Genomic DNA, 20,625 nt, shown 5'->3' on the forward strand with positions numbered 1-20,625 from the left:
CCCATCCCGGGTCGTCTAAGGGCAAGACGTCAGATTTTGGTTCTGATCATGGGGGTTCGAGTCCTCCCCCGGGAGCACCCTGCACAGTTCGGGTCCTGACCTCCGAGGTCAGGACCCGCACTCATGTCCGGCCCCGGACCCCCCGGTATCCTGCGGTTGTCCACCACCCGAAGCCGAAGGGCATTCCCGTGAGCGCCAACCGCCCGGCCGCCGTCGTCGTCCTCGCAGCGGGTGAGGGCACCCGCATGAAGTCCAAGACTCCCAAGGTCCTGCACGAGATCGCCGGGCGCTCGCTCGTCGGACATGTCGTCTCCGCCGCGCGCGAGCTGGAGCCGGAGAGCCTCGTCGTGGTCGTCGGGCACGCCCGTGAGCAGGTGTCCGCGCATCTCGACGCGCACTACGCCGGTACGCGTACCGCCGTGCAGCACGAGCAGAACGGCACCGGGCACGCCGTCCGGATGGGTCTCGAGGAGCTGGGCGCGGCGCCCGACGGCACGGTCGTCGTCGTCTGCGGGGACACCCCCCTGCTCTCCGGGGAGACGCTGCGGGAGCTGGCCGCCACGCACGCGGCCGACGGGAACGCCGTGACGGTACTGACCGCGGAGGTCCCGGATTCGACCGGGTACGGGCGGATCGTGCGGGACGAGGTCAGTGGCGCGGTCACGGCGATCGTGGAGCACAAGGACGCGTCGGACGCGCAGCGGGCGATCAGGGAGATCAATTCCGGGGTGTTCGCGTTCGACGGCCGGCTGCTGGCGGACGCGCTGGGGAAGGTGCGGACGGACAACAGCCAGGGCGAGGAGTACCTCACCGACGTGCTGTCGATCCTGCGTGAGGCGGGGCATCGGGTGGGTGCGTCGGTGGCCGCCGATCACCGGGAGATCCTGGGTATCAACAACCGGGTGCAGCTGGCCGAGGCGCGGGCGCTGCTGAACCGGCGGCTCCTCGAGCGGGCGATGACGGCGGGCGTGACGGTGGTGGATCCGTCGTCGGTGCTGGTGGACGTGACGGTGACGTTCGAGCGGGACGCGATCGTGCACCCGGGGACGCAGCTGCTGGGTACGACGCATATCGGCGAGGACGCCGAGGTGGGTCCGAACTCGCGTCTGAAGGACACGACGGTCGGCAGGGGCGCGCGGGTGGACAACACGGTCGCCGATTCGGCCGAGATCGGCGAGAGCGCTTCGGTGGGGCCGTTCGCGTATCTGCGTCCGGGGACGCGGCTCGGTGTGAAGGCCAAGGCCGGGACGTATGTGGAGATGAAGAACGCGACGATCGGTGACGGGACGAAGGTTCCGCACCTGTCGTACGTGGGGGACGCGACGATCGGTGAGTACACCAATATCGGTGCGGCGAGCGTGTTCGTGAACTACGACGGCGAGGCGAAGCACCACACGACGATCGGTTCGCACTGCCGGACGGGGTCGGACAACATGTTTGTGGCTCCCATCACGATCGGGGACGGTGCCTATACGGCTGCCGGTTCGGTGATCACGAAGGATGTTCCGGCGGGTTCGCTGGCTGTCGCCCGCGGCCAGCAGCGGAATATCGAGGGTTGGGTGGCGCGGAAGCGGCCGGGGAGCGCGGCCGCGCAGGCTGCTCAGGCGGCCGTGGAGGGGCCTGGCGGCGAAGGCTGACCGGAAACAGGTGCGTCGAACTCGGCGTACCGTGATACGTGCACATAAATTCGGCTGGCTCGCACGCGCGCACGAAAGCTCGTTGGTCGCGGCCAGGGAACACGTCTGAGGAGACAGTGCTGTGACCGGGATCAAGACGACCGGCGAGAAGAAGCTGATGCTCTTCTCCGGCCGCGCCCACCCCGAGCTGGCCGAGGAGGTCGCACACCAGCTGGGTGTCGGTCTCGTGCCGACCAAGGCTTTCGACTTCGCGAACGGTGAGATCTACGTTCGTTTTCAGGAGTCGGCTCGTGGCGCGGACTGCTTCCTGATCCAGAGCCACACGGCTCCGATCAACAAGTGGATCATGGAACAGCTGATCATGCTGGATGCGCTGAAGCGGGCCTCGGCCCGGAGCATCACGGTGATCATCCCGTCGTACGGCTATGCCCGTCAGGACAAGAAGCACCGTGGCCGGGAGCCGATCTCGGCCCGTCTGATCGCCGACATGCTGAAGACGGCGGGTGCCGACCGGATCCTCACGGTGGATCTGCACACGGACCAGATCCAGGGCTTCTTCGACGGTCCGGTGGACCATCTGTCGGCGCTGCCGGTGCTGGCGGACTACGTCGGTGCGAAGGTCGACCGGGCGAAGCTGACGATCGTCTCCCCGGACGCGGGCCGGGTGCGGGTCGCCGACCGCTGGTGCGACCGTCTGGACGCGCCGCTGGCGATCGTGCACAAGCGTCGTGACAAGGACGTCGCCAATCAGGTGACGGTGCACGAGGTCGTGGGTGACGTCGAGGGCCGGGTGTGTGTGCTGGTCGACGACATGATCGACACGGGTGGCACGATCTGCGCCGCGGCGGACGCGCTGTTCGCCCACGGTGCGGAGGACGTCATCGTGACGGCGACGCACGGCATCCTGTCGGGTCCGGCGGCGGACCGCCTGAAGAACTCGAAGGTGAGCGAGTTCGTGTTCACGGACACGCTGCCCGACCCCAGCTCGCTGGAGCTGGACAAGATCACGGTGCTGTCCATCGCGCCGACGATCGCGCGCGCGGTGCGCGAGGTGTTCGAGGACGGCTCGGTGACGAGCCTCTTCGAGGAGCAGTAGGCCTCGGCGAGATGTGGGCGTGGGCCGTTCTCCCGTGTGGCGGGAGGGCGGCCTTCGTCGTGGGCGGCCCTTCGTGGTGATCGAGTTGGGTGGCCGGGGGGTGGGCGAGTAGACTGCCGTAGTTGCTCGGCGAGGGAGGCCGTACCCGTGGTGGTGCGGCGGTCCGTTATCGACGCGCTCTTCGTAGCAGGCCAGTCGTGGCCGGGTAGCCGCCAGACTGTCCCTTTTCTGCTTACGAGGAGTGCATATGTCCGAGGTCAAGATCGCCACTGAGACGCGTACCGAGTTCGGCAAGGGCGCTGCCCGCCGTATCCGTCGCGAGAACAAGGTTCCCGGCGTTCTGTACGGTCACGGCACCGAGCCGGTCCACGTCACCCTTCCGGGCCACGAGCTGCTGCTTGCCCTGCGTACGCCGAACGTCCTGCTGTCGCTGGACCTCGGTGGCACCTCCGAGCTGGCGATCCCGAAGGCCGTGCAGCGCGACCCGCTGAAGGGCTTCCTGGAGCACGTCGACCTGCTGCTGGTGAAGAAGGGCGAGACGGTCACCGTCGAGGTCGTCGTCGAGACCGAGGGCGAGCTCGCCCCGGGTGCCTTCCTGGTCGAGAACGTGCTGAACACGCTCTCCGTCGACACCGAGGCCACGCACATCCCGACCTCCGTCACCGTCTCCATCGAGGGCCTGTCGGCCGGCGACTCCATCCACGCGAAGGACGTCGAGCTGCCGAAGGGCACCACGCTGTCGACCGACCCCGAGGCCGTCGTCATCCAGATCCTGGCCGCGCAGGCCGAGGAGCCGGCCGCCGACGCCGAGGGTGAGACCGAGGGCGCGGAGGCCTGAGCCGTAGGCTCTTGTCCGACGTGACGGGGTGGCGGGCCGCGCAGGCGGTCCGTCACCCCGTTTCTCTGTACGCAGGTGTGGACGCATTCGAGGAGACGTGACGCACATGACGGATGACGCGAACGCCCCCTGGCTGATCGTCGGTCTCGGGAATCCGGGCCCGGAGTACGCGGCCCATCGGCACAACGTCGGGTTCATGGTGGTGGATCTGCTGGCCGCGCGGATCGGCGGGAAGTTCAAGCGGGCGCAGAAGGCGCAGGCGCAGGTCGTGGAGGGGCGGATGGGTCCGCCCGGGCCGGCGAACCGTCGGGTGATCCTGGCGAAGCCCATGTCGTACATGAACCTGTCCGGTGGGCCGGTGACGGCGTTGCGTGATTTCTACAAGGTGCCGACGGCGCGCATCGTGGCTGTGCATGACGAGTTGGACATCGACTACGGGGTGCTGCGGCTCAAGCTGGGCGGCGGGGACAACGGCCACAACGGGCTGAAGTCGATGACGAAGGCGATGGGCGCGGACTATCACCGGTTGCGGTTCGGTATCGGGCGTCCGCCGGGGCGGATGCAGGTGGCGGATTTCGTTCTGAAGGACTTCTCGTCCTCGGAGCGCAAGGAGTTGGACTATTTCGTGGACCGGGCCGCCGACGGGGTGGAGTGCCTGGTGGCGGAGGGTCTGGAGCGGGCGCAGTCGGCGTACAACTCCTGACGGGGCGGGCGCGGGGGTACGACTGTACGATCGCGGGTCATGAACCACGCCCGTAACGCCGCCATGGCTCTGGTCGCCCTGTTGCTCGTCGTCGCGGGCGTCTGGTCGTCGTGGGAGACGGCGCAGCATGTCCTGCTTCCCAAGGGCCGTGAGCACGGCACGTTGACGGTGACCGGCTGCGACGAGGAGACGTGCAGCGGGCGTTATGTCCCGGAGGGTCCCGCTTCGCCGCACGCGTCGCTGAGGATCGAGCATTCGGTGGCGGCGGCGAAGGGCCAGACGCTTCCGGTGGTGGTGAAGCCGGGGACGGACGAGGCGGTGCGCACGGGGTGGGGTGGCGGTCTGCACGCCTGGCTGCCGCTGGGCGGGGCGCTGCTGCTGGCGGCGCCGGTGGTGGGCGGCGGGCTGCGGATGACGCGTACGGCGTGGTCGGCGGCGGGTCTGGGCGGGGCGTTGCTGCTGGGGGCGTTCTTCGCGTTGTGAGGGCGGGCGGGGCGGCTCTGGTCGGTGGGCTGCGCGTTCCGATCGTTATGCGCGCGGGGTAAGTGCGGGACGGGGTTCCGGTTAGGCTACGGCCGCCGCCCCCCACGGCCCTCTCATCTCCGTTGGACAGCCCTTATGAGACGTTCCCTGATTTCCGCCGGCACCGTCGTCACCTCCGTGGTGGCCGCTTCGTTGCTGCTGGCTCCCGCCGCTTCCGCCACGGGCAACCCCAAGGGTGACCCGAAGGGGGACAACGGCACCGTGAAGATCCATGACGCGAAGACCGGTGAGGAGCTCCGTAAGAACGAGCCCAAGGTCTGCGCGTTCTACCTGGACGCCTTCGGGTTCGACGCCGGTCAGAAGGTGGACTGGCAGATCAAGGCCTGGGCGAAGAACGACCAGGACAAGGGCACCGTCGTCAAGTCGGGTGCCCTCACGCTCGATGCGGACGGTCACGAGCGCACCGAGGACATGACCCTTCCCGACGGGCAGTACAAGCTGTTCTGGGACTTCGAGGGCAAGAAGGGCGCGCCGAAGCACAAGGTCTTCAAGAGCGAGTGCGAGCCCGCCGGCCCGGGTACCGAGACGCCCGGTACCGGGACTCCTGGTACGGGAACGCCCGGTACGGAGACCCCCGGCGCGGAGACCCCCGGCACCGGAACTCCGGGCGCGTCCGCGTCTCCCTCCCCCGGAGCCCCCGGTGAGCAGGGTGGCGGCCAGGGCGGTTCCGAGGGCGGCCTGGCCGAGACCGGTGCGGGTGCCCCTGTGGGTGCCATCGCCGCCGTGGCCGTCGCCCTCGCGGGTGTCGGTGGCTTCCTGGTGACCCGTCGTCGCAGGGCCGGGCAGCACTGACGTCTACGGAAACAAGGGTGCCCCCACCGGCCGGGCCGGTGGGGGCACTTGCGTGTCGGGGCGGGGGTCAGCCGGTGTTGCGGAGGCCGGCCGCGACGCCGTTGACCGTGAGGAGCAGGGCGCGGGCGAGGAGGGGGTCGGGGGCCTCGTCGCGCTCGACGGCCGCGCGCTGGCGGGCGAGGAGGGCGACCTGGAGGTAGGAGATCGGGTCCAGGTAGGCGTCGCGGATGGCGAAGGTCTGCTGGAGGACCGGGTTGGAGTCCAGGAGCTTCTCGCCGCCGGTGATCTTGAGGACCTCGGCGACGGTCAGGGCGTGCTCGGCCTCGATGGTGTCGAAGACGTGCTTGAGGTCGTCGGGGACCAGGGTGTCGACGTAGTGGCGGGCGATCCGCAGGTCGGTCTTCGCGAGCGTCATCTCGACGTTGGAGAGGAAGTTGCGGAAGAAGTGCCACTGCTCGTACATCTCGCCGAGGACCGGGTCGAGACCGGCCTCGCGCAGGGCCTTGAGACCGGAGCCGACGCCGAACCAGCCGGGGACGATCTGCCGTGACTGGGTCCAGCCGAAGACCCACGGGATGGCCCGGAGGCCGTCGAGGGAGACGCCCGAGCCGGGGCGGCGGGAGGGCCGCGAGCCCAGGTGCAGGTCGGCGAGCTGGTCGACCGGGGTCGAGGCGAGGAAGTACGTCGGCAGGTCGGGGTCCTCGACGAGCCTGCGGTAGGCGGTGTGGGCGGCCTCGGAGGCGGTGTCCATGGCCGCGTCCCAGCGGGCGAGGGCCTCGTCGGACTGCCGGGGCGCGGTGTGCAGGGCGGAGGCCTGCAGGGTGGCGGCGACGGTGAGTTCGAGGTTCTCGCGGGCGAGGGACGGGATGAGGTACTTGTCGGAGATGACCTCGCCCTGTTCGGTCACCTTGATCTCGCCCTCCAGGGTTCCCCAGGGCTGGGCGAGGATGGCGTCGTGGGAGGGGCCGCCGCCGCGGCCGACGGTGCCGCCGCGGCCGTGGAAGAGGCGGAGGCGTACGCCGTAGCGGTGTGCGACGTCGCGGAGGCGGCGCTGGGCGCGGTGGATCTCCCACTGGCTGGTGGTGATGCCGCCGAACTTGGAGGAGTCGGAGTATCCGAGCATGACCTCCTGGACGTCGCCGCGGAGGGAGACGAGCCGGCGGTAGGAGGGGTCGGCGAGCATGCCGTCGAGGATGACGTCGGCGGCCTTGAGCTCGTCGGTGGTCTCCAGGAGCGGCACGATGCCGATCTTGGCCCAGCCGGCGTGCAGGTCGATGAGGCCGGCCTCGCGGGCGAGGACGGCGGCGGCGAAGACGTCGTCGGCTCCCTGGCACATCGAGATGATGTACGACTCGATGACCTCGGGGCCGAAGCGCTCGAAGGACTCCTTGATGGTGTGGAACACACCGAGGGTCTTCTCGCCGGCGGCGTCGAGGGGGGCCGGGGTGGGCGCGAGGGGGCGGCGGGAGCGCAGTTCCTTGGCGAGGAGCTTCTGCCGGTAGTCGCGGGGCATGTCGGCGTAGCGCCAGGACTCCTCGCCGAGCCGGTCGAAGAGCTGGCCGAGGGCGTGGTGGTGGGCGTCGGCGTGTTCGCGGACGTCCATGGTGGCGAGCTGGAGGCCGAAGGCGGTGAGGGTGCGGATGGTGCGGTCCATCCGGCCGTCGGCGAAGAGGCCGCCGCGGTGCTCGCGCAGGGAGGTCTGGATGAGGGCGAGGTCCTGGACCAGTTCGGCGGTGCCGAGGTAGTCGCGGCCGGCCTGGTGGGGGGTGCCCTTGGCCAGGCGCTCGCGGGTGTTGACGAGCTTCTGGCGGATGCAGGTGGCCTTGAGGCGGTAGGGCTCCTCGGCGTTGAGGCGCTTGTACCGCGGGCTGATCTCGGGCAGTCGTTCGAGGTCGGCCTGGAGGGAGCCGAGGAGCTCGTCGGTGGCTCCGGCGTAGCGGATGGAGTTGGAGAGGAAGCCGCGCAGCTCGTCGATGAGGTCGAGGGCGTCGTTGATGCCGTGTTCGTGCTGGAGGATCAGCACGTCCCAGGTGACGGCGGGGGTGACGTTGGGATTGCCGTCGCGGTCGCCGCCGATCCAGGTGCCGAAGGTGAGGGGGCGGGTGCCGGGCGGGAGTTCGACGCCGACGCGTTCGAGTTCGGCGGCGAGGTCCTCGAGGACGTCGCCGACGGCGTTGGCGTGGAGTTCGTCGAGGTAGTAGATGGCGTTGCGGGCTTCGTCGGCCGGCTCGGGGCGTACGACGCGGAGTTCGTCGGTCTGCCAGATGAGGTCGATGTTCTCGGCGAGCCGGAGGTCGTGGCGGCGCCGGTCGGCCTCGATGACCGGGGTCTCCAGGAGGGCGGCGATCCGGCGCAGCTTGTTGAGGACGGAGCGGCGGGCGGCCTCGGTGGGGTGGGCCGTGAAGACGGGCCGGACGTTGAGGTTCTTGACGGTGGCCCGGACGTGCTCGGGGTCGCCGTCCTTGAGCATGTCGGCGGTGCGGGCGAGGAGCCCGCCCTCGGCGGCGCGCCGGTCGCGCATCTCGCGGCCGCGGTGGACCTGCTCGGTGACGTTCGCCAGGTGGAAGTAGGTGGAGAAGGCGCGGACGAGCTTGGCGGCGGTCTCGAGGTCGGTGTCGCCGAGCAGCTCGGCGGCGGCCTCGCCGTCCTCGCGGGTGAGGCGGCGGACCTTCTCGACGAGGTCGAGGAGGTCGTGGCCCTCCTGGCGGACGAGGGTCTCGCCCAGGAGGTCGCCCAGTCGGCGGATGTCGGAACGCAGCTCGGCGCTGGCGGTGGAGGACTGGTCGGCACTGCTCACAGGTGCGGCTCCTTGCAGTGTTTGAGCACGTCTGGAGGGGTTCTGGAGGCTTGCGGACCGCGCTGTCCGACGCACCCAGGATAGGTGTCCGCGGGCGCGGCGCCGCCGGTGGCCCTGTCGCGCCCTCTTGCCGCGCGCCACCGCGCTGCCATACTTACGTCGCCGTAGGTTACGGAAGCGTAGCCACGCGCCGGTATTGGTCCGCGCTTGTCCCTCTTCCTCCCCCTTCCGCTCGTCCGCTCTCGCACCGTTTCGCCGCTCTTCACCCGCTCGTCCGCTTCTCTCCCCCACTCCCCCTTCCTTCCTTTTCTCCCCAAGGGGACACCTATGTCCGCAAGCCCCCAGGTCACCTCGGACTCCGAGGTAGGCGACCCCGCCGCCCCGCCCTCCGCCACGCTCGGCGGGGACAGCAAGGGGTCGGTCGAGCAGATCGCGCTGCTGCTGTTCATCGTCGTCCCCTTCCTCGCGCTGCTGGCGGCGGTGCCGCTGGCGTGGGGGTGGGGGGTGAGCTGGCTCGATCTGGGCCTGATGGTGGCGATGTACTACATCGGCTGCCACGGCATCACGATCGGCTTCCACCGGTACTTCACGCACGGCGCCTTCAAGGCGAAGCGGCCGCTGCGGATCGCGCTGGCGGTCATGGGGTCGCTGGCGGTGGAGGGTCCGCTGGTGCGCTGGGTGGCCGATCACCGCAAGCACCACAAGTTCTCCGACGCGGAGGGCGACCCGCACTCGCCGTGGCGTTTCGGCGAGACCGTTCCGGCGCTGATGAAGGGCCTGTGGTGGGCGCACATCGGCTGGATGTTCGACGAGGAGCGGACGCCGCAGCACAAGTACGCGCCGGATCTGATCAAGGACCCGGCGCTCCGGGCGATCTCCCGCCAGTTCGTGCTCTGGACGGTCCTGTCGCTGGCGATCCCGCCGCTGGTGGGCGGTCTGGTGACGATGTCGTGGTGGGGGGCGTTCACGGCGTTCTTCTGGGGTTCCCTGGTCCGGGTGGCGCTGCTGCACCACGTCACGTGGTCGATCAACTCGATCTGTCACGCGGTGGGCAAGCGTCCGTTCAAGTCGCGGGACCGGTCGGGCAACGTGTGGTGGCTGGCGGTGCTGTCGTGCGGTGAGTCGTGGCACAACCTGCACCACGCGGACCCGACCTCGGCGCGGCACGGGGTGCTGCGGGGGCAGGTGGACTCCAGTGCGCGGCTGATCCGGTGGTTCGAGATGTGCGGCTGGGCGTACGACGTGCGCTGGCCGGACGCGGCCCGGATCGAAGCCCGGCGCCGGGGCGAGCCCGTCGACGCGGCATGATGGAGAACGTGGCGATCGACGGCAGTCCCAGCAAGACCGACGCATCCAGCGGCAGTGAGAAGCCCCGGCGCGGGCGCCGGGTGCGGATGACGGGCGCGGAGCGCCGTGAGCAGCTGCTGGACATCGGCCGGACGCTGTTCGCGGCGAAGGGCTTCGAGGGCACGTCGGTGGAGGAGATCGCGGCGAAGGCGGGCGTCTCCAAGCCGGTGGTGTACGAGCACTTCGGGGGCAAGGAGGGGCTCTACGCGGTGGTCGTGGACCGCGAGATGCGCCAGTTGCTCGACATGGTGACGGGGGCGCTGACGGCGGGGCATCCGCGTGAGCTGCTGGAGCAGGCCGCGTTCGCGCTGCTCGACTACATCGAGCGGTACACCGACGGTTTCCGGATCCTGGTCCGTGATTCGCCGGTGGCGCAGTCGACGGGCACGTTCGCCTCGCTGATCAGCGACATCGCCACGCAGGTGGAGGACATCCTGGGCCTGGAGTTCAAGGCCCGCGGCTTCGATCCGAAGCTGGCCCCGCTGTACGCGCAGGCGCTGGTGGGCAGTGTGGCGCTGACGGGCCAGTGGTGGCTGGACGTACGCAAGCCGAAGAAGGCGGAGGTCGCGGCCCATCTGGTGAACCTGGCCTGGCACGGCCTGGACGGTCTGGAGCAGAAGCCGCGGCTGATAGGGCACCGCAAAAGCTGATCCGCGCGGGTGGTCCGCGGGGGGTGCGGAGGGTCGGGGGCGTCGCCTGGGGGCGGCGCCCCCGCCCGCGTGTCAGGCTCCCTTTCTCGCGACGGCGAAGATGCGGCGGAAGGGGAAGACCGTGCCCCGGGGCCCGCGCGGGTAGGCGGCGCGCAGCAGGTCGCGGTACTGGCAGAGGAAGGCATCCGTCGCCTCCTGGTCGCCCTCCAGCGCGGTCAGGACCGGGCGCAGGGCGGTGCCCTTGACCCAGTCGAGGATCGGGTCCTCGCCCGGCAGGAGCTGGGAGTACGTGGTCTCCCAGACGTCGGTCTCGCAGCCGAGGTCGGTCAGGCGGTGGAGGTAGTCGGCCGGGTCGAGGACGTGGACGAAGCGGCGGCCCTCGTCGCCGAGGCGGTCGCGCCACCGGGGGGTGTCGCAGAGTTCGCCGAGCAGGGCGTGGCTGGGCGAGGTGAAGTTGCCGGGGACCTGGAAGGCAAACGTTCCGCCGGGGCGGAGGCCGTCGATCCAGGGGGCGAAGGACTCGGGGTGGTTGGGGACCCACTGGAGTGCGGCGTTGGAGACGATGAGGTCGTAGGGCTCGCCCGGGGTCCAGTGCGCGGCGTCGGCGGGCCGGAAGTCGAGCCAGCCGCCGCCGGCCGTGGTGCCGGCGTGGTCCTTCTCGGCGCGTTCCAGCATGTCGGGTGAGAGGTCGAAGCCGGTGATGTGGGCGTCCGGCCAGCGTTCGGCGAGGAGCACGGTCACGTTGCCGGGTCCGCAGCCGAGGTCGGCGATCCGGGCGGGGTGGTCGCCGCCGGGCAGCTGCGGTATTCGGGCGAGCAGGTCGAGGAACGGGCGGGTGCGGTGGCCGGAGTGACGGAGGTACTGCTGTGGGTCCCATGTCGGTGCGACAGAAGCAGAAGCTGGTCCGGAATGCATGTTCGAAGCCCCCTTGCTGGAACGAGTTGCCGAAGCGGAACAGGGTTCCGGCCCGGTCCTTCCCCATAGTCCAGCGGAATATATCTTGACGTCAAGAGACTTTATGTCAACAGACCCTTTACACTGATCGTCATGGAGGACGAGGTCGACCGTCTGGTCGCTGCATGGCGCCGCGAGCGCCCCGACCTCGACGTGGAACCGCTCGAGGTGCTCAGCCGCGTCTCGCGGCTCGCCCGGCACCTCGACCGCGCCCGTCGGCTCGCCTTCTCCGAGCACCAGCTGGAGCCCTGGGAGTTCGACGTCCTCACGTCGCTGCGCCGGGCCGGCGCGCCCTACCAGCTCTCCCCCGGCCAGCTGCTGACCCAGACGCTGGTCACCTCGGGGACGATGACCAACCGCATCGACCGGCTCACCAAGAAGGGTCTCGTGGAGCGCCTCCCGGACCCCAGTGACCGGCGCGGGGTCCTGGTCCGTCTCACCGCCGAGGGCCGCGACCGGGCCGACCAGGCGCTCGCCGGCCTCCTCGCGCAGGAGCGGGCCATCCTGGCCCAGCTCTCCCGCACCCAGCGCGGTGAACTGGCCGATCTGCTACGCCAGCTGACCGCCCCGTTCGACAACATCCCCGGCTAGCGGGACCGGGTCCGCGGGTCCGACGCCCGCCCGGCGCGCCAGTGCCACGGCCGCCAGCGTGGAGTGCACGCCCAGCTTCCCGAGCACGTTCTGCATGTGCGTACGGACGGTGTGCGGGGAGAGGAACAGCCGCTCGGCGACCGCCTTGCGCCCCAGGCCCGCCACCATGCAGCGCAGCACCTCCCGCTCGCGCGGGGTCAGCGACTCGACCAGCTGCTCGCTCTCGCTGCGGTGCTTGCGGGCCGCCGTCAGCTCCCGCAGCACGCCGGTGAGCAGGGCGGGGGGCAGATGGGTCTCGTCGCGCAGGACGCCCCGGATGACGGCGAGCAGGCGTTGCAGGGAGCAGTCCTTGGCCACCCAGCCCGAGGCGCCGGCCTGGAGCGCGAGGGCGGCCCGGTGCGGATCGTCCCGCTCGGCGAGCACGACGGTACGGACGGCGGGGCGGGCCTCCGCGACGCCGGCGACCAGGGAGATGCCGTCGACCACGCCTCCGCCGTCGTCCGGTACGGCGCGGGCGACGGGGGGCGGGCCGGGGGCCGCGCCGAGGTCGGCGTCGACCAGCATCACGTCGTAGCGGCGCCCTTCGGCGGCGGCGCGGTCGAGACAGCGCAGGGCGGCTGGGCCGCTGCCCGCCGCCGAGACGTCGACGTCGGGCTCCGCCGCGAGGGCGGCGGCCAGCGACTCGGCGAAGATGCGGTGGTCGTCCACCACCAGGACCCGGATACGGACCACGGACACCCCCAAGTGTCGAGGAACGGACCGGCGCGGGCACAGCGCCGGAGAGGAGGTCCGTCGTCGCACGGCCGCCGCCGTGCTGACCCTTACCCCGCCCCGGGCGCCGTACCCGACTGGTCTCACCCCTGATCAGCACCGGCCCCCACCGGTGCTGCGCATCAGAGTACGGGCGGGGCGCCCGAGCGGAAGCCGAATTGCGGAACTGGTGGAACACGGCGGTACGCAGGGGGCGCATGTGACCGAACGCGACTGAAGTCGACAGTTCGAGCCCGTTCCCGGGGGGTGGGCCGGCCCGTTCCCGGGGTTACGCGGAGAGCCTGCGCGCCCCCTCCGACGGCACCGCGGGGAAGACGCGCGGCGCGGCATAGCCCGCTTCGGCAAAGGCCTTCTCGACGGCGGAGCCCACCGCGTCCGCCGCGCGGGACTCCACGAGCACGACCGCCGAGCCGCCGAACCCGCCGCCCGTCATCCGGGCGCCGAGCGCGCCGGCCGCGCAGGCCGTCTCGACCGCGAGGTCCAGCTCGGCGCAGGAGACCCGCAGGTCGTCCCGGAGCGAGAGGTGCCCCTCGGTGAGGACCGGGCCGACCGCCCGGACGTCCCCGGCGTCCAGGAGCGCGATCGTCCGCTCCACCCGCTCGTTGTCGGAGACCACGTGCCGGACATAGCGCCGGACCGTCTCGTCGTCCAGGCGGGCGAGGGCGTCGGGCAGGTGCGCGTACGGCACGTCGCGCAGGGCGCGCACTCCGAGCGCCCGCGCACCGGCTTCACACCCGGCGCGCCGCTCCGCGTACGCGCCGTCTCCGAGCGCGTGCTTCACCCGGGTGTCGACCACGAGGAGCCGCAGGCCCCGCGCGGCGAGGTCGAAGGGCACCTGCCGGAAGGAGAGGTCGCGGGTGTCGAGGTGCAGGGCGTGGCCCGCGACGGAGCAGGCGGAGGCCATCTGGTCCATCACGCCGCAGGGGACGCCGACGAAGGCGTTCTCGGCGCGCTGGGCGATCACCGCCAGCTCCGGGCGGGTCAGGCCGAGTCCGCACAGGTCGTTCAGGGCGAGGGCGGTGACGACCTCCAGGGCGGCGGAGGACGAGAGTCCCGCGCCGGTCGGGACCGTGGAGGCGAGGTGGATGTCCGCGCCGGTGACCGGATGGCCGGCCTCCCGCAGCGCCCAGGCGACACCGGCCGGGTACGCGGCCCAGCCGGTGCCGGAGAGGGGTTCGAGGGAGTCGACGTCGAGCTGGACGATGCCGCCCTCGACGTCGGCGGAGTGGATCCGCAGGACTCCGTCGGTACGGCGGGCGACGGCGGCGACCGCGGTGTGCGGCAGCGCCAGCGGCATCACGAACCCGTCGTTGAAGTCGGTGTACTCACCGATCAGGTTGACGCGCCCGGGGGCGGCCCAGATGCCCTCCGGCTCCACCCCGTACAGCGCCTCGAACTCCCCCGTCACGCTCATACGCGTCCCTGCTCCCTCTCCCTCGCGAACGCCCACGCGTCCCGCACGATGTCCGCCAGGTCCGGGCGGGACGGATTCCAGCCGAGCCGCTCACGCGCGGTGTCGGCCGAGGCGACGAGCACCGCCGGGTCTCCGGCGCGGCGCTCGGCCGTCACCTCGGGGACCGGGTGCCCGGTCACCTTGCGCACGGTCTCGACGACCTCCCGTACGGAGAAGCCGCTGCCGTTGCCGAGGTTGCAGATCAGGTGCTCGCCCGGGGTCATGGCGCCCAGGGCCAGCAGGTGGGCCTCGGCGAGGTCGGCGACGTGGATGTAGTCGCGGACGCAGGTGCCGTCCGGGGTCGGATAGTCCTCACCGTAGACGTTGATCGCCTCGCGCTTGCCGAGGGCGACCTGGAGGACGAGCGGGATGAGGTGCGACTCGGGGTCGTGCCGCTCACCGGCCACGCCGTAGGCGCCGGCCACGTTGAAGTAGCGCAGCGAGACGGCGGCCAGGTCGTGGGCGGCGCACTCGCCGCCGATCATGTGGTCGACCGCCAGCTTGGAGGCGCCGTAGGGGTTGGTGGGCGCGGTCGCCGCGGTCTCGGTGATCGGCGCGGACGCCGGCTCGCCGTAGGTGGCGGCGGTCGAGGAGAACACCAGCCGGCGCACGCCCGCCTCGCGCATCGCGGCGAGCAGGGCCATCGTCCCGCCGACGTTGTTGTCCCAGTACTTCGAGGGGTTGACGACCGACTCGCCGACCTGCGAGAAGGCGGCGAAGTGGAGCACGCCGTCGTAGGAGGAGTCCAGCCAGCGGGCCGCGTCCTGGATGCGGCCCTCGATGAAGGTGGCCCCGGCGGGGACGCCTTCGCGGAAGCCGGTGGAGAGGTCGTCGAGAACGGTGACCTCGTGGCCCGCCTCCAGCAGGTGGGTGGCGACGACGCCGCCCACGTAGCCCGCTCCACCCGTCACCAGATATTTGCTCACTTGCTCGCAACCTCTCGAAGTCTGTCGGCCGCGGACTCCGGTGGCACGTCGTTCATGAACGCGCCCATACCGGACTCGGTGCCCGCGAGGTACTTCAGCTTGCCAGAGGCCCGGCGGACGGTGAAAAGCTCCAGGTGCAGCGCGAACTCCGCACGCCGCTCGTCCGTGAACGGCGCCTGGTGCCAGGCGGCGATGTAGGGCGTCGGGGGCTGGTCCGGTCCGAAGAGCCGGTCGAAGCGCCGGAGCAGTTCCAGGTAGACGTGGGCGAAGTCCGCGCGGGCGGCGTCGTCGAGCGCCCTCAGGTCGGGCACGCGCCGGACGGGGTAGAGGTGGACCTCGTACGGCCAGTGCGCGGCGTAGGGGACGAAGGCGATCCAGTGCTCGGTCTCCAGGACCACCCGGACACCGTCCGCGCGCTCGCGGGCGACGACGTCGTCGAAGAGGTTCCGCCCGGTGCGGGCCAGGTGCTCGGCGGCGCTGCGCTGCATCAGGGCGGTGCGGGCGGTGGTGTACGGGAAGGCGTAGATCTGGCCGTGCGGGTGGCCGAGGGTGACGCCGATCTCGGCGCCCCGGTTCTCGAAGCAGTAGACCTGCTCGACCCCGGGCAGCTCGGCGAGCTCGGCGGTCCGGTCGGTCCAGGCGTCGAGGACGAGGGCGGCCTGTCCGGGGGTGAGGTCGGCGAAGGATGCCTCGTGGTCGGAGGTGAAGCAGACCACCTCGCACCGCCCGGCGCCGCCCGAGAGGGAGGGGAAGCGGTTCTCGAAGACGGCGACCTCGTAGTCGGGGGACGGGATCTCGCTCAGCCGGCCGTCCCGGGAGGGGCACAGCGGGCACGCGTCGGCGGGCGGGTGGTAGGTCCGTTGCTGCCGGTGGGAGGCGATGGCGACGTGGTCCCCGAGCAGGACGTCGTGGCGCAGCTCGGAGGCGGACGCGACACGGTCGAGGGGGCGTGCGTCGACGGCGTCGCGCACGGCGTCGTCGGCCGCGTCGTAATAGATGAGCTCGCGTCCGTCGGCGAGGGTGGTGACGGTCTTCTTCACGGGGTGTCCTCAGGCGGGGAACCAAACAGAACCACGCACAAGGAACCACAATCAAACATAGGAGTCAACGCCGAGCACCGGACCGGGGCGTCGTCCCAGGTCCGGTGGGGTGAGAAGGAGGGACGCGCGCCCCCATCGCGGGCGCGTAGCGCCCTAGCGGTTCAGCGGCCCCCGGGGGCGCGGCGCGTGGTCGAGCAGGCCGGTGCGGGCGGCCAGCGCCGCCGCCTCCAGGCGGGAACCCACCGAGAGCTTCATCAGCACCCGCTGCACATGGGTCCGCGCCGTGCTCGGGGCGATCCCCATCCCGGCCGCGATGCCCCGGGTGTCCTCCCCCTCGGCGACCCGGACCAGGACCTCCACCTCCCGGGGCGTCAGCATCCCGAGCAGCCGCTGCCCCTCGTCGTCCGGCTGCGCCGCCGGGTGGAGCAGCTCCATGAACGCGCCTTGCAGCAGCTGCGGCGCCACGGCCACCTCCCCCGCCCGCGCCTTGACCAGGGCGCGCTCGACGTTCTCGATGCGCTCGTCGTGCCGGACGTAACCGGACGCGCCGGCCGCGAAGGCCGCCGCGATCCCGCGCGGTGAGGGCACCGGGCCGAGGACGACCACGGCCACCTGCGGCCGCTCCCGCTTGATCCGTACGATCGGGTCGAAGGCGCCCGGTTCGGCCGGGGCGGCCGTGCCGAGCAGGCACACCTCCGGCGCCCGGCTCACCACGAGGTCGGCCGCGCCCGCCACCGGGGCGGCCGCCGCGAGCACCCGGTGCCCGCGCAGTTTCAATGCCGAGGCGAGCGCCTCGGCCAGCAGTCGGTGGTCGTCGACCACCATGAGCCGCACGCCCATGGAGCAACCCCTTTGTCCCCCCCTGGAGCCGTCCCCGGCCCCAGCCAGCGTTGATGACCCGGCAAGTTACACGCTCGTGCCCCGGGACTGTCGAATTCTTCGCCCTTCGGGGCCTGCGCAAACGGCCCGGCGCGTCGAGTGAGTCGATGCGCCGGGCCGTCCTGGCCCCCGCCCCGGGGGCCCGCGGTCCGATCAGCGGATGACCGGCAGGTGATCAGCGGGTGATCAGTGGGTGGTGAACGCGAGCGCCAGGTACTCCTTGGTGGAGGAGGACGCCCGCGGCTTGCTCAGCATGGTGTCGGAGATGAACATCCGCCCGTTGCCGTAGAGGATCTCGGCGTAGTCCGTGCCGAAGCTGTTCTCGGCGTCGCGCACGGAGTCGTCCGAGGGGTTCTCCATCAGCGTGGTCGCCTGCATCGTGCCGCCGTCGATGGAGACGACCTGTCCGCCCTTGTCGTACGGGGGGATCTTGTACGCGATGAGGTTGCCGCCGTCCATGCGCAGCGGGACGAGGGTGTACTTGTCGCCCGCGTCCGCCTTGCCGGTCATCGGCTTCCCGGTGGCCAGGTCGAACGAGACGATCTCGTTGGTCTCGTCGCCGTACTCGCCGCTGCTGCCCTCGTGCTCCTCGGTCGGGACGTAGATCCGCCCGTTGCCGACGAGGACCTTGGTGCAGCTCTCCACCTCGGTGGAGCGGCAGCGGGCCGCGTACCGGTCGGCGTCCGCCGTGATCTTCGCCTTCAGCTTGCCGGTCTTCTCGTCGATGGAGAAGAAGTCGGAGATGCCGCTGCCGTCGCCCGCGGTGTCGCCCACGTCGGCGGCCACCACGAGCGGCTTGGTGGAGACGATCGACGCGTACTTCACGCCGGGGGGCATCTTGAACTGCGAGACCGGCGCGCCGGTGAGCGGGTTGAGGTTCTGGATGACGACGTACTGGCTGTCGTACGGCCCGCACTTGCGCGCCGCGACGAGGCCGGCGCCGCCGCCGTACCCCATGTCGTAGCAGTCCTGCGCGTTGGGCTTCGGCGACCAGCGCGGGTTGCCGTTGGCCACGTCGAAGGCGGCGCCGCCGTCGGTGCCGCCGGCCGCGACGGTGGTGCCGCTGAGCGTGACCTCGCTGAACCGGGCCTTGGTGTCACCGGCGGAGCCGCCGGTGACGGACTTGGACCACACCAGCTTGCCTGCCGTGAGGTCGATGACGCCGACCTCGGTGCACGGCTGGTAGAAGCGCGGTCCGACCCGCTTGGTCGCCTCGAAGAGGACGGCCGTCTTGTTGTCGGCGGTGACGTGCCGCGAGGCGCCGCAGACCTGTCCGGGCAGGGCGAGGGTCCAGGCCGCGGCGCCCTTGTCCAGGTCGTAGCCGACGATCGAGTCGACGCCGGTCTTGACGTACGCCTTGTCCGTCAGCCAGGAGCCGGACACGTCGGTGATGTCCTGCACCTTGGGCTGGGGCAGCTGGAAGGCCAGCTTGGCCTGCGGGTTGGCGGGGGCCTTCTCCTTGCCGTTGCCGCCCACGCCGTTGCCGCCGCCCTTGCCCTGGCTCGCGCCCGAGGTGGCGCCGGCGGTGTCGTTCTTCTCCTCGCCGCCGCCGGAGCTCGCGTACCAGATACCGCCGCCGACGATCAGGGCGACGGCCACCACGGCCGCGATGATGATCTGCGCCTGCGCGGACAGCTTCTTGCCGCCGGAGGGCGGGGGCGTCTGCGCGTACTGCGGCTGCGTGGGATAGCCGTACGGCGGCTGGCCCGGCGGCTGCTGCTGCGGGTAGCCGTACTGCGGCTGCGTCGGCGGCTGCTGGGGATAGCCGTACTGCGGCTGGGTCGGAGGCTGCTGCTGCGGATAGCCGTACTGCGGCTGTCCGGGCTGCTGCTGGGGGTAGCCGTAGGGCTGCTGCGGCGGGGGCGTCGGAGCGCCGAAACCGCCCGGCGGGGGGTCCTGGGGGGCGCCGAAACCGCCCTGGGGGTCCCCCGGGGGAGGACCGGGCGGCTGGTTCGGCGGGGGCGGAGGTGGCTGCGTCATGGCGTGGGTACCTCTGAGTGTGGAAGGCGGGCGGGAAACGGTGTCACGTGCCGAAGGCCAACAGCGTCTCCCTCTTCATCTCCTCGGCGTCGTTCGAGCCGGCGACGACGTTCCGCACCAGGATGTACCGGCCGTTCACGTACAGCGCCCTCGATTCGTGGAAGCGTGACTCGAGGCGCCCGGTCACGCGCGGGAGGCGGAGCAGTTCCACGGGCCGCGTCGTGCCCGGCGCGACGGTGGCCAGCGAACCGGGCTCGTCGAGCAGCGCGGCCCGCCGGACGATCAGCGAACCGCCCTCCATCCGCAGCGGCCGGATCATGCGGTTCCGGAGCCCCGGGATGCGCCGCACGATCTCACCGGTACGGAGATCGAAGACGGCGATCTCGTTGGTCTTCGTCTTCGCGTCGGGCCGGGTCGCCAGGTAGGCGGTGTCACCGTCGGCCACGACCTGGCAGCGCTGGAGGTTGCCCTGGTGGGCGACGTCCTCCGTGCACCCTTCCTCGTACCAGCCGTCGCCCTTGAGCGAGGTGCGCTTCGTCCCGTCCTCGTTGAGGACGACGATGCCGTGGAGGCCGCGGGCCCGGTCGGTGGCCGAGACGATGAGCGGCCGTACGGACAGGACGTGGTCCACCCGGTAGCCGATCGGGAGGGGGTACTTCCAGCGGGACGCGCCGGTGACCGGGTCGACCTCGTGGATCTCCTCCTGCGGCTTCTTCTCGTCGGAGGTCGGGCAGGAGACCGCGGCGACGAGCTTCGGTCCGCCGGCGTAGGCGTACGGCTGGCAGGGGCTCTTGTCCCACTTGCCGAACAGCTGCTTGCCGTCGCTGAGGCGGTAGCCGGTCGAGTACTGGTGCCGGCCCGCGGTGACGGTGTCGCCGCTCATGGCGAGCGAGTAGTCGTTCATGAAGTCGAAGTTGCCCTCCTTCACGATCTTCCGCTGCCAGCCGGACGTGCCCGTGCGCAGGTCGACCGCCTGGAGGTTGCGGCACTCGTCGGCGTCGGAGTGGAGGCGTTCCTTGCGGGCGAGGACGATCTTCCCGTCCTTCGACACGTCGTTCGACGCGCGGCAGATCTCCGTGTCGAGCGTCAGTCGCCACTTCACCGTGCCGTCGGCGACCGAATGGGCCGTGACCGTGCGGTACATGGCGGTGACGACGGTGTCCCCGAACTGCCAGGGCCCGTAGACGTCGCCGGTGAGCGTGGTGACGTCGATGTCGTTCTTCCGGAGCCACAGGACCGAGGCGTCGCCGGGGGCGATGTCCTTGTTGTAGGCGGCCGCGGCCGCGGTGTCGGGAGCGGTCGGACCGGCGGGCCCCGTCGGGCCGGTGGCCGTCGGCGGCACGGACGGGCTCGCGCTCGCCTTGCCGTCCGCACGGCCGCCGTCACCGGTCCCGCCGAGGGCGTACCAGGTCACCGCGCCGACGGCGAGGAGCGCCGCCACGGCGCCGGCGACCACCGCCCTGGCGCGGCGCGGGCCGCGCGGGGACGGCGGGGGCGGGGCGGTGTGCGGGGGCGGCGGGACGGGCGGTGCGCCCGCCGGGCCGGCGGGCCCGCCGCCGTACGGATTGATCGTGCCGTAGGGCCCGTACGACGGCGGGGGCGGCCCGGGTTGCTGCGGTGTCGTCATC

Annotated in this window: 18 protein-coding genes and 1 tRNA gene; 10 read left to right on the forward strand and 9 right to left on the reverse strand. The window is 71.3% G+C overall.

Annotated elements, in window-relative coordinates; translation table 11 throughout:
* Window positions 1-4: 4 nt before the first annotated feature.
* The 7 genes from ACFZBD_RS29960 (at window position 5) to ACFZBD_RS29990 (ending at window position 5,609) form a co-directional block, all read left to right on the forward strand.
* Window positions 5-75 (forward strand) — tRNA-Gln (locus tag ACFZBD_RS29960).
* Window positions 76-188: 113 nt separating this feature from the next.
* Window positions 189-1,637 carry a bifunctional UDP-N-acetylglucosamine diphosphorylase/glucosamine-1-phosphate N-acetyltransferase GlmU gene (gene glmU / locus ACFZBD_RS29965; protein ID WP_391145623.1) on the forward strand — a complete coding sequence of 483 codons (1,449 nt, stop codon included), beginning with the start codon at window positions 189-191 and terminating at the stop codon, window positions 1,635-1,637.
* Between the two features lie 121 nt (window positions 1,638-1,758).
* Window positions 1,759-2,733, forward strand: coding sequence for a ribose-phosphate diphosphokinase (locus tag ACFZBD_RS29970; RefSeq protein ID WP_365715868.1), 975 nt, complete (start codon window positions 1,759-1,761; stop codon window positions 2,731-2,733).
* A gap of 247 nt (window positions 2,734-2,980) precedes the next feature.
* Window positions 2,981-3,571 (forward strand): 50S ribosomal protein L25/general stress protein Ctc, encoded by a 591-nt coding sequence (locus ACFZBD_RS29975; protein WP_391145626.1) that lies wholly within the window; start codon window positions 2,981-2,983, stop codon window positions 3,569-3,571.
* A gap of 106 nt (window positions 3,572-3,677) precedes the next feature.
* The gene (pth, locus tag ACFZBD_RS29980) at window positions 3,678-4,274 is read left to right on the forward strand and encodes an aminoacyl-tRNA hydrolase (RefSeq protein WP_391145628.1); all 597 of its coding nucleotides are present in this window, start codon (window positions 3,678-3,680) and stop codon (window positions 4,272-4,274) included.
* A gap of 39 nt (window positions 4,275-4,313) precedes the next feature.
* Window positions 4,314-4,757: a hypothetical protein gene (locus ACFZBD_RS29985; RefSeq protein WP_391145630.1), complete on the forward strand. Its 444-nt coding sequence runs from the start codon at window positions 4,314-4,316 to the stop codon at window positions 4,755-4,757.
* Between the two features lie 135 nt (window positions 4,758-4,892).
* A complete protein-coding gene (locus ACFZBD_RS29990; RefSeq protein ID WP_391145632.1) occupies window positions 4,893-5,609 on the forward strand; it encodes an LPXTG cell wall anchor domain-containing protein in 717 nt (238 codons plus the stop codon).
* A gap of 67 nt (window positions 5,610-5,676) precedes the next feature.
* Here ACFZBD_RS29990 and ppc read toward each other — a convergent pair whose 3' ends face one another.
* Window positions 5,677-8,406, reverse strand: a complete 2,730-nt coding sequence (ppc, locus tag ACFZBD_RS29995) for a phosphoenolpyruvate carboxylase (protein WP_391145634.1) — start codon at window positions 8,404-8,406, stop codon at window positions 5,677-5,679.
* Between the two features lie 327 nt (window positions 8,407-8,733).
* On the opposite strand from ppc, the gene ACFZBD_RS30000 reads away from it, so the two are divergent.
* On the forward strand, window positions 8,734-9,714 hold the full coding sequence (locus ACFZBD_RS30000; RefSeq protein WP_391145636.1) for a fatty acid desaturase: 981 nt from the start codon (window positions 8,734-8,736) through the stop codon (window positions 9,712-9,714).
* Entirely contained in the window at window positions 9,711-10,403 is a 693-nt protein-coding gene (locus ACFZBD_RS30005; RefSeq protein ID WP_391145639.1) for a TetR family transcriptional regulator, read from the forward strand. Before ACFZBD_RS30000 ends, ACFZBD_RS30005 begins: the two co-directional genes overlap by 4 nt.
* Window positions 10,404-10,475: 72 nt before the next feature.
* On the opposite strand, the gene ACFZBD_RS30010 is transcribed toward ACFZBD_RS30005, so the two are convergent.
* Window positions 10,476-11,318 (reverse strand): trans-aconitate 2-methyltransferase, encoded by an 843-nt coding sequence (locus ACFZBD_RS30010; protein WP_391145641.1) that lies wholly within the window; start codon window positions 11,316-11,318, stop codon window positions 10,476-10,478.
* 132 nt (window positions 11,319-11,450) lie between these two features.
* Between ACFZBD_RS30010 and ACFZBD_RS30015 the strand changes: the two genes are divergently transcribed.
* Entirely contained in the window at window positions 11,451-11,948 is a 498-nt protein-coding gene (locus tag ACFZBD_RS30015) for a MarR family transcriptional regulator (RefSeq protein ID WP_391145644.1), read from the forward strand.
* Here ACFZBD_RS30015 and ACFZBD_RS30020 read toward each other — a convergent pair.
* From ACFZBD_RS30020 to ACFZBD_RS30050, 7 genes are all read right to left on the reverse strand, one after another.
* Complete coding sequence (locus tag ACFZBD_RS30020) at window positions 11,907-12,692, reverse strand: LuxR C-terminal-related transcriptional regulator (RefSeq protein WP_391145645.1); 786 nt, start codon at window positions 12,690-12,692, stop codon at window positions 11,907-11,909. The two genes, ACFZBD_RS30015 and ACFZBD_RS30020, sit on opposite strands and share 42 nt — an antisense overlap.
* A gap of 295 nt (window positions 12,693-12,987) precedes the next feature.
* Window positions 12,988-14,133, reverse strand: a complete 1,146-nt coding sequence (gene galK / locus ACFZBD_RS30025) for a galactokinase (RefSeq protein ID WP_391145647.1) — start codon at window positions 14,131-14,133, stop codon at window positions 12,988-12,990.
* On the reverse strand, window positions 14,130-15,098 hold the full coding sequence (gene galE / locus ACFZBD_RS30030) for a UDP-glucose 4-epimerase GalE (protein WP_391145649.1): 969 nt from the start codon (window positions 15,096-15,098) through the stop codon (window positions 14,130-14,132). Before galE ends, galK begins: the two co-directional genes overlap by 4 nt.
* Window positions 15,095-16,138 (reverse strand): galactose-1-phosphate uridylyltransferase, encoded by a 1,044-nt coding sequence (gene galT / locus ACFZBD_RS30035; RefSeq protein WP_391145652.1) that lies wholly within the window; start codon window positions 16,136-16,138, stop codon window positions 15,095-15,097. The genes galE and galT overlap by 4 nt, the downstream gene beginning before the upstream one ends.
* 153 nt (window positions 16,139-16,291) lie before the next feature.
* Window positions 16,292-16,978, reverse strand: a complete 687-nt coding sequence (locus ACFZBD_RS30040; RefSeq protein WP_391145655.1) for a LuxR C-terminal-related transcriptional regulator — start codon at window positions 16,976-16,978, stop codon at window positions 16,292-16,294.
* A 225-nt stretch (window positions 16,979-17,203) separates the two neighbouring features.
* The gene (locus tag ACFZBD_RS30045) at window positions 17,204-18,997 is read right to left on the reverse strand and encodes a PQQ-binding-like beta-propeller repeat protein (RefSeq protein WP_391145658.1); all 1,794 of its coding nucleotides are present in this window, start codon (window positions 18,995-18,997) and stop codon (window positions 17,204-17,206) included.
* 43 nt (window positions 18,998-19,040) lie between these two features.
* A complete protein-coding gene (locus tag ACFZBD_RS30050; protein WP_391145660.1) occupies window positions 19,041-20,624 on the reverse strand; it encodes a PQQ-binding-like beta-propeller repeat protein in 1,584 nt (527 codons plus the stop codon).
* Window position 20,625: the final 1 nt, after the last annotated feature.

Source organism: Streptomyces sp. NPDC008121, assembly GCF_042957155.1.
Lineage (GTDB): Bacteria > Actinomycetota > Actinomycetes > Streptomycetales > Streptomycetaceae > Streptomyces.

Bases quoted from the DNA above. Each gene is read 5' to 3' on its own strand.
- ACFZBD_RS30040 (WP_391145655.1), bottom strand. From the start codon at position 16,978: ATGGGCGTGCGGCTCATGGTGGTCGACGACCACCGACTGCTGGCCGAG.
- ACFZBD_RS30050 (WP_391145660.1), bottom strand. From the start codon at position 20,624: ATGACGACACCGCAGCAACCCGGGCCGCCCCCGCCGTCGTACGGGCCC.
- ACFZBD_RS30015 (WP_391145644.1), top strand. From the start codon at position 11,451: ATGGAGGACGAGGTCGACCGTCTGGTCGCTGCATGGCGCCGCGAGCGC.
- ACFZBD_RS29975 (WP_391145626.1), top strand. From the start codon at position 2,981: ATGTCCGAGGTCAAGATCGCCACTGAGACGCGTACCGAGTTCGGCAAG.
- ACFZBD_RS30005 (WP_391145639.1), top strand. From the start codon at position 9,711: ATGATGGAGAACGTGGCGATCGACGGCAGTCCCAGCAAGACCGACGCA.
- galK (WP_391145647.1), bottom strand. From the start codon at position 14,133: ATGAGCGTGACGGGGGAGTTCGAGGCGCTGTACGGGGTGGAGCCGGAG.
- ACFZBD_RS30000 (WP_391145636.1), top strand. From the start codon at position 8,734: ATGTCCGCAAGCCCCCAGGTCACCTCGGACTCCGAGGTAGGCGACCCC.
- ACFZBD_RS29990 (WP_391145632.1), top strand. From the start codon at position 4,893: ATGAGACGTTCCCTGATTTCCGCCGGCACCGTCGTCACCTCCGTGGTG.
- ACFZBD_RS30010 (WP_391145641.1), bottom strand. From the start codon at position 11,318: ATGCATTCCGGACCAGCTTCTGCTTCTGTCGCACCGACATGGGACCCA.
- ACFZBD_RS30045 (WP_391145658.1), bottom strand. From the start codon at position 18,997: ATGACGCAGCCACCTCCGCCCCCGCCGAACCAGCCGCCCGGTCCTCCC.
- pth (WP_391145628.1), top strand. From the start codon at position 3,678: ATGACGGATGACGCGAACGCCCCCTGGCTGATCGTCGGTCTCGGGAAT.
- ACFZBD_RS29985 (WP_391145630.1), top strand. From the start codon at position 4,314: ATGAACCACGCCCGTAACGCCGCCATGGCTCTGGTCGCCCTGTTGCTC.